The sequence below is a fragment of the Leptolyngbya sp. FACHB-711 genome (assembly GCF_014695615.1).
In the GTDB taxonomy this organism is placed as follows: domain Bacteria; phylum Cyanobacteriota; class Cyanobacteriia; order Elainellales; family Elainellaceae; genus Leptolyngbya_A.
Genome location: NZ_JACJOR010000508.1, coordinates 24,200 through 30,199, shown reverse-complemented (window position 1 = coordinate 30,199; position 6,000 = coordinate 24,200). Strand labels below are relative to the sequence as shown.

At 52.8% G+C, this 6,000-nt stretch carries 8 protein-coding genes; all 8 read left to right on the top strand.

Translation table 11 applies throughout. The features are described from left to right. Positions 1 to 318, top strand: a 318-nt coding sequence (locus tag H6F80_RS24520) for an ATP synthase subunit I (RefSeq protein ID WP_242067553.1), incomplete at its 5' end; no start/stop codon positions are given. 49 nt (positions 319 to 367) lie between these two features. Next, a complete protein-coding gene (atpB, locus tag H6F80_RS24515; protein WP_199296803.1) occupies positions 368 to 1,129 on the top strand; it encodes a F0F1 ATP synthase subunit A in 762 nt (253 codons plus the stop codon). 177 nt (positions 1,130 to 1,306) lie between these two features. Further along, positions 1,307 to 1,552, top strand: a complete 246-nt coding sequence (atpE, locus tag H6F80_RS24510) for an ATP synthase F0 subunit C (RefSeq protein WP_088893994.1) — start codon at positions 1,307 to 1,309, stop codon at positions 1,550 to 1,552. A 127-nt stretch (positions 1,553 to 1,679) separates the two neighbouring features. Continuing rightward, positions 1,680 to 2,171: a F0F1 ATP synthase subunit B' gene (locus tag H6F80_RS24505; protein ID WP_190794132.1), complete on the top strand. Its 492-nt coding sequence runs from the start codon at positions 1,680 to 1,682 to the stop codon at positions 2,169 to 2,171. A 28-nt stretch (positions 2,172 to 2,199) separates the two neighbouring features. Further along, the gene (locus H6F80_RS24500) at positions 2,200 to 2,730 is read left to right on the top strand and encodes a F0F1 ATP synthase subunit B (protein WP_190794131.1); all 531 of its coding nucleotides are present in this window, start codon (positions 2,200 to 2,202) and stop codon (positions 2,728 to 2,730) included. Then, positions 2,727 to 3,284 carry an ATP synthase F1 subunit delta gene (gene atpH, locus H6F80_RS24495; protein ID WP_190794130.1) on the top strand — a complete coding sequence of 186 codons (558 nt, stop codon included), beginning with the start codon at positions 2,727 to 2,729 and terminating at the stop codon, positions 3,282 to 3,284. The genes H6F80_RS24500 and atpH overlap by 4 nt, the downstream gene beginning before the upstream one ends. Positions 3,285 to 3,383: 99 nt before the next feature. Further along, positions 3,384 to 4,901: a F0F1 ATP synthase subunit alpha gene (gene atpA / locus H6F80_RS24490; protein WP_190794129.1), complete on the top strand. Its 1,518-nt coding sequence runs from the start codon at positions 3,384 to 3,386 to the stop codon at positions 4,899 to 4,901. 94 nt (positions 4,902 to 4,995) lie between these two features. Next, a complete protein-coding gene (locus tag H6F80_RS24485) occupies positions 4,996 to 5,946 on the top strand; it encodes a F0F1 ATP synthase subunit gamma (protein ID WP_190794128.1) in 951 nt (316 codons plus the stop codon). Positions 5,947 to 6,000 lie beyond the last annotated feature (54 nt).

The window sequence follows — 6,000 nt, the reverse complement described above, 5'->3', positions numbered from 1 at the left end:
TTGAAGGGAACTCTGATTCTAACAGGGATTATTTTTGGCTCTGTCTGGGTTTTTTATTCCCTTAACATCGCTCTTAATTACCTCATTGGAGCGTGCGTCGGTGTGGTTTACTTGAGAATGTTGGCGAGAAACGTCGCGCAGTTGGGCAGGGAAAAACAGAGTTTGGGCAGCACACGCCTTGCGCTCTTAGTTGGAGTAATTGTCGTTGCTTCACGACTGGAAGATTTGCAAATTATGCCGATCTTCCTGGGCTTCCTGACCTACAAGGCTGCTGTGATCTTCTACATGCTGAAAACCACCATCTTACCTGACTCTTAATAGACTCAGGACATCCTAGCACCCCTTAAGATACTGGGACATTTTTCGCATGGAAATGTTATACACGCTGAATGCCCTAAGCTCTTTTTCCCTGGCAGAGTTAGAGGTTGGCAAGCAGTTTTACTGGCACGTTGGCAATCTGGAGCTGCATGGTCAGGTTTTCCTGGTTTCCTGGTTCGTGATTGGCCTGCTGGTGAGTGCCTCCATCCTCGGAACTCGGAATATCCAGATGGTTCCAGGCGGTACTCAAAACCTGATGGAGTATGCGCTGGAGTTCATTCGTGACCTGGCGAAAGCCCAGATTGGGGAAAAGGAGTATCGTTCCTGGGTTCCGTTTATTGGAACGCTGTTTCTGTTTGTTTTCGTCTCAAACTGGTCTGGCGCACTGCTGCCCTGGAAGCTAATTCACATCCCTCAGGGCGAGTTAACTGCTCCAACCAGCGACATCAACACCACGATCGCGCTGGCGCTCCTGACGTCTCTGGCGTATTTCTACGCAGGATTTCGGAAGAAGGGATTGGGCTACTTTGGTAACTATGTCCAGCCCGTTCCGTTCATGCTTCCTTTCAAAATTATCGAAGATTTCACCAGGCCTCTCTCGCTCAGCTTCCGATTGTTCGGAAACATCCTGGCAGACGAGCTAGTGGTTGGGGTACTGGTTCTCCTGGTTCCGCTGTTTATTCCGCTGCCGGTCATGGCTCTGGGTCTGTTTACAAGCGCAATCCAGGCACTGATTTTCGCAACGCTGGCAGCCTCCTATATCGGCGAGGCAATGGAGGATCATCACGGTGAAGGGCATGAGGAACACTAGATTCCTCAGTTGAGGGATACCGCATATCCCGCTATCGAATGGTTTCGGCGATCGCTTTTAGAATTCATTTTGAGAATTCATCCGCGATGCTGAAGCTCGTATTGCAGCGTGAACAACGCTTACTTGGTTAGACCATATCTATCTAGTCGTTTTTGTACTGTAAGGCAAGGAAAAATCATGAATCCGACAATTGCTGCTGCTTCTGTTCTCGCTGCTGCTCTGGCTGTAGGTCTGGGCGCGATCGGTCCTGGCATTGGTCAAGGTAACGCCGCAGGTCAAGCTGTAGAAGGGATTGCTCGTCAGCCCGAAGCAGAAGGCAAAATTCGCGGTACGCTGCTGCTGAGCTTGGCGTTCATGGAAGCGTTGACGATTTACGGTCTGGTAGTTGCGCTGGTGCTGCTGTTCGCAAACCCCTTCGCGTAAGTCAACTAGGTCAATTTACTCTAGCGGAGGCACGACCCCCTTCGTGTCTCCCTTGATTCCCTTGACTTAAACCTCTCTATAATCTTTGTCGTTTGACCCCATTTGGGAACTGCGGGGCAATTTAACTATGATGCACTGGACTATCCTGCTGGCTGCTGAAGCGGCTGCCGAAGGAGGCAAGGGAGGACTGTTTGACATTGACGCGACGCTGCCACTCATGGCAGTTCAGTTTTTGATCCTGGTCGCGCTTCTCAATGCCCTCTTTTACAAGCCTCTGGGTAAGGCACTAGACGATCGAGAGAATTTTATTCGCACCAATCAGGCGGAAGCGCGTGAACGCCTGGCAAAAGCAGAGAATTTGGCAAAACAGTACGAGCAGGAGCTGGCAAGCACTCGCCGTCAGGCGCAGGCAGTAATTGCTGAAGCAGAAGCGGACGCTGAGCGAATTGCGGCTCAAAAAATGGCTGAAGCACAGCAGGAAGCTCAGGCGCAGCGCGAGCAGGCACAGGCTGAGCTAGACCACCAGAAGCAAGAGGCAATGCAATCACTTGAACAGCAGGTCGATTCGCTGAGCCATCAGATTCTGGAGAAGCTGTTAGGTACGCAGTCGGTGGGTTAATGGGGCGAGGTAGTTCTCTATGATAACCATGAGAAATTTATTTTTACTGACTGCTGAAGCGGAAGCGCACGGGTTTGGAATTAACTTCGACATTCTCGAAACCAACCTGATTAACTTAGCGATTATTATCGGCGTTCTCATCTACTTTGGACGGGGCTTCCTGGGTAAGACACTCTCCGAGCGTCGCGCCAACATCGAAAACTCGATCAAAGAGGCAGAGCAGCGCAAGCAGAAAGCTGCCTCAGCCCTGGCAGAACAGCAGCAAAAGCTGGCTCAGGCACAGCAGGAAGCCACTCGTATTCGCGCCGAGGCAGAGGAACGGGCAAAGGCAGCGCGGGAAGCCGTTCTGGTGCAGTCTGAGAAGGACATTCAGCGTATGAAAGCCGCCGCAGCCCAGGACTTGAACTCGCAGCAGGAACGAGTGATTGCTGAACTGAGACAGCGCATCGCAGATTTGGCGTTGCAGCAGGTTGAGTCCCGGCTTCGATCGGGTCTGAGCGATGAAACCCAGCAACACCTGATCGATCGCAGTATTGCTACGATAGGAGGCGCGTCATGAGGTCATCTTTAGTCTCTACAGAAATCGCAGAGCCTTATGCTCAGGCGTTAATGTCGATCGCACAGTCGCAGGATTTGGTCGATCGCTTTTCAGAGGATGCCAATTCTCTGCTAGCCGCCCTGAAAGAGTCTGACGATCTGAATCTGCTGCTGTCTAACCCCTTTTTCAAAGCGGATCAAAAGAAAGCAGTTCTGCGCCAGATCGCAGGCGATCAGCTTCATCCTTATCTGACCAATTTCTTGATGCTGCTAGTCGATCGCGGGCGCATTGTGTTTCTGCCGGAAGTCCTAAATCAGTTTAAGGAACTGGTGCGGAAGCTGAAGCAAACCGTACTGGCAGAAGTGACCTCTGCTGTTGAACTGAATGAAGGACAGCAGGAAGCAATCCGCGAGAAAGTGAAGGGCATGACTCAGGCGCAGCAGGTAGAGCTGGATATTCGCATCGACCCAGACTTGATGGGCGGCGTGATTATCAAAGTCGGCTCTCAAGTGGTGGATGCAAGTCTGCGCGGTCAATTGCGTCGGATTGGCGTGAAGCTGGGCAGCGTAGCTTAATCGCTCGTATTCCTTCAAGAACTGTTTAGGTTTGGCGGTTATTGCGTCTTTCGTTCTTAGTTAAAGCCGTTCTTAGTTGAACCATAGAGAGAAACACCAATGGCGATTAGTATTAGACCCGACGAGATTAGCAGCATTATTCGGCAGCAGATCGAGCAGTACGACCAGGATGTGAAAGTTTCCAATGTGGGAACCGTGCTTCAGGTTGGCGACGGTATTGCCCGCGTGTATGGTTTGCAGCAAGCAATGGCAGGCGAACTGCTCGAATTTGAAGATGGTGAAGTCGGTATTGCGCTCAACCTGGAAGAAGACAACGTGGGCGTGGTGTTGATGGGCGACGGTCTGGGCATTCAGGAAGGCAGCTCAGTTCGCTCCACGGGCAAAATTGCCTCGATTCCTGTAGGTGAAGCGATGATCGGTCGCGTCGTGAACGCACTGGCACGTCCGCTCGACGGTAAAGGCGAAATCCAAGCCTCTGAAAATCGCCTGATCGAATCCGGCGCACCGGGAATTGTCGATCGCCGCTCAGTTTATGAGCCGATGCAGACGGGGATTACCGCAATTGACGCGATGATTCCGATCGGTCGGGGGCAGCGTGAGCTGATCATTGGCGACCGTCAGACAGGCAAAACCACAATTGCCGTGGACACGATTCTGAACCAGAAGAGCGAGAACGTGATCTGCGTTTATGTGGCGATCGGTCAGAAGGCTTCGACCGTGGCTCAGGTGGTGGAAACCCTGCGCGAGCGAGGCGCACTCGACTACACGATCGTCGTCGCAGCAAACGCAAACGACCCGGCAGCTCTGCAATACCTGGCTCCCTACACGGGCGCGGCTTTGGCGGAGTATTTTATGTACAAGGGCAAAGCGACGCTGATTGTGTACGATGACCTTTCCAAGCAGGCGCAGGCATACCGCCAAATGTCGCTGCTGCTGCGTCGTCCGCCGGGCCGGGAAGCATACCCCGGAGACGTTTTCTATCTCCACTCCCGTTTGCTGGAGCGGGCTGCGAAGATGAGCGATGAACTGGGCGGCGGCAGTATGACAGCTCTACCGATCGTTGAAACCCAGGCAGGTGACGTATCGGCATACATTCCGACCAACGTGATTTCGATTACTGACGGCCAAATCTTCTTGACCTCGAACCTGTTTAACTCCGGTCAGCGTCCGGCGGTAAACCCCGGTATCTCGGTATCCCGTGTGGGTTCGGCGGCACAAACCAAAGCAATGAAGAAAGTTGCAGGTAAGGTAAAGCTGGAGCTGGCGCAGTTCGATGAACTTCAGGCGTTTGCTCAGTTCGCGTCTGACTTGGACAAGGCAACCCAGAACCAGCTCGCGCGCGGTCAGCGTCTCCGTGAGATTCTGAAGCAGCCGCAGTACTCGCCGCTTTCGGTAGCAGAGCAGGTTGCCATCATCTATGCTGGAATTAACGGCTATCTGGATGAAATCCCGACCAATAAAGTGACGAGCTTTGCGAAAGGTCTGCGCGACTACCTGAAGACGAGCAAGCCTCGCTACATGGAAATCGTCGGCAACGACAAGCAGCTTAACGACGAAGCTGAGTCCCTGCTGAAGGAATCGATCGCTGAATACAAGAAGACCTTCAGCGCCATGTAGGTCTGCCCAATAAAGGGCAATTCATACTTTGCAGTCAGTTGTTCCAGTCTGATAGTCCAGTCGGGATGGCTGACTGCTCTTTGAGGAACGAAAGATGCCAAACCTAAAAGAGATTCGCGATCGGATTCAGTCGGTCAAAAATACGCGCAAGATTACAGAAGCCATGCGTCTGGTGGCAGCTGCGAAAGTACGCCGCGCTCAGGAGCAGGTAATTGCTACCCGTCCCTTTGCCGATCGTCTGGCTCAGGTACTTTACGGACTGCAAACTCGTCTGCGGTTTGAGGATGTAACTCTGCCCCTGCTGCGTCAGCGAGAAGTGAGGACGGTAGGACTGCTGGTTGTTTCGGGCGATCGTGGCTTGTGCGGTGGCTATAATGCCAACGTGATCCGCCGAGCCGAAGCCCGTGCTAAAGAACTGAAGGCGGAAGGTCTGGACTATCGTTTTGTAATCATTGGTCGCAAAGCAAGCCAGTACTTTCAGCGTCGCGATCAAGTGATTGATGCAAGCTTCACTGGGCTGGAGCAGGTTCCCACAGCGGCTGAAGCGTCTAGCATTGCTGACGAACTGCTGAACCTATTTCTCTCAGAAACCGTCGATCGGGTAGAGCTAATCTACACGAAGTTTGTTTCGTTGGTGAGTTCTCGCCCGGTGGTTCAAACCCTGTTGCCTCTCGATCCTCAGGGCTTGGAAGCGCAGGATGACGAAATCTTCCGCCTGACCACTCGCAGTGGTGGTTTTGCAGTGGAACGGGAGAGAGTGGGAGCCAGTATGCTGCCTCCACTGCCTAGAGACATGATCTTTGAGCAAGACCCGGTGCAAATCCTGGATGCGCTGCTACCCCTCTACTTAAATAACCAGCTTCTCCGCGCCCTGCAAGAATCTGCGGCAAGTGAACTCGCTGCCCGGATGACGGCGATGAACAACGCCAGTGACAACGCGAAGGAACTGATTAAGACGCTGACGATCGGCTATAACAAAGCCCGTCAGGCTGCGATTACTCAGGAAATTCTGGAAGTGGTTGGCGGCGCAAACGCGCTGGGCTAAGCTGCAATTGATTGATGCTGAGCTAATTTGTAATACTGTCACCTCTGAGGCGGG

What these genes read in the sequence shown, in the direction of transcription:
- atpB (WP_199296803.1), top strand. Translation starts at nt 368, where the DNA reads ATGGAAATGTTATACACGCTGAATGCCCTAAGCTCTTTTTCCCTGGCA.
- atpE (WP_088893994.1), top strand. Translation starts at nt 1,307, where the DNA reads ATGAATCCGACAATTGCTGCTGCTTCTGTTCTCGCTGCTGCTCTGGCT.
- H6F80_RS24505 (WP_190794132.1), top strand. Translation starts at nt 1,680, where the DNA reads ATGATGCACTGGACTATCCTGCTGGCTGCTGAAGCGGCTGCCGAAGGA.
- H6F80_RS24500 (WP_190794131.1), top strand. Translation starts at nt 2,200, where the DNA reads ATGAGAAATTTATTTTTACTGACTGCTGAAGCGGAAGCGCACGGGTTT.
- atpH (WP_190794130.1), top strand. Translation starts at nt 2,727, where the DNA reads ATGAGGTCATCTTTAGTCTCTACAGAAATCGCAGAGCCTTATGCTCAG.
- atpA (WP_190794129.1), top strand. Translation starts at nt 3,384, where the DNA reads ATGGCGATTAGTATTAGACCCGACGAGATTAGCAGCATTATTCGGCAG.
- H6F80_RS24485 (WP_190794128.1), top strand. Translation starts at nt 4,996, where the DNA reads ATGCCAAACCTAAAAGAGATTCGCGATCGGATTCAGTCGGTCAAAAAT.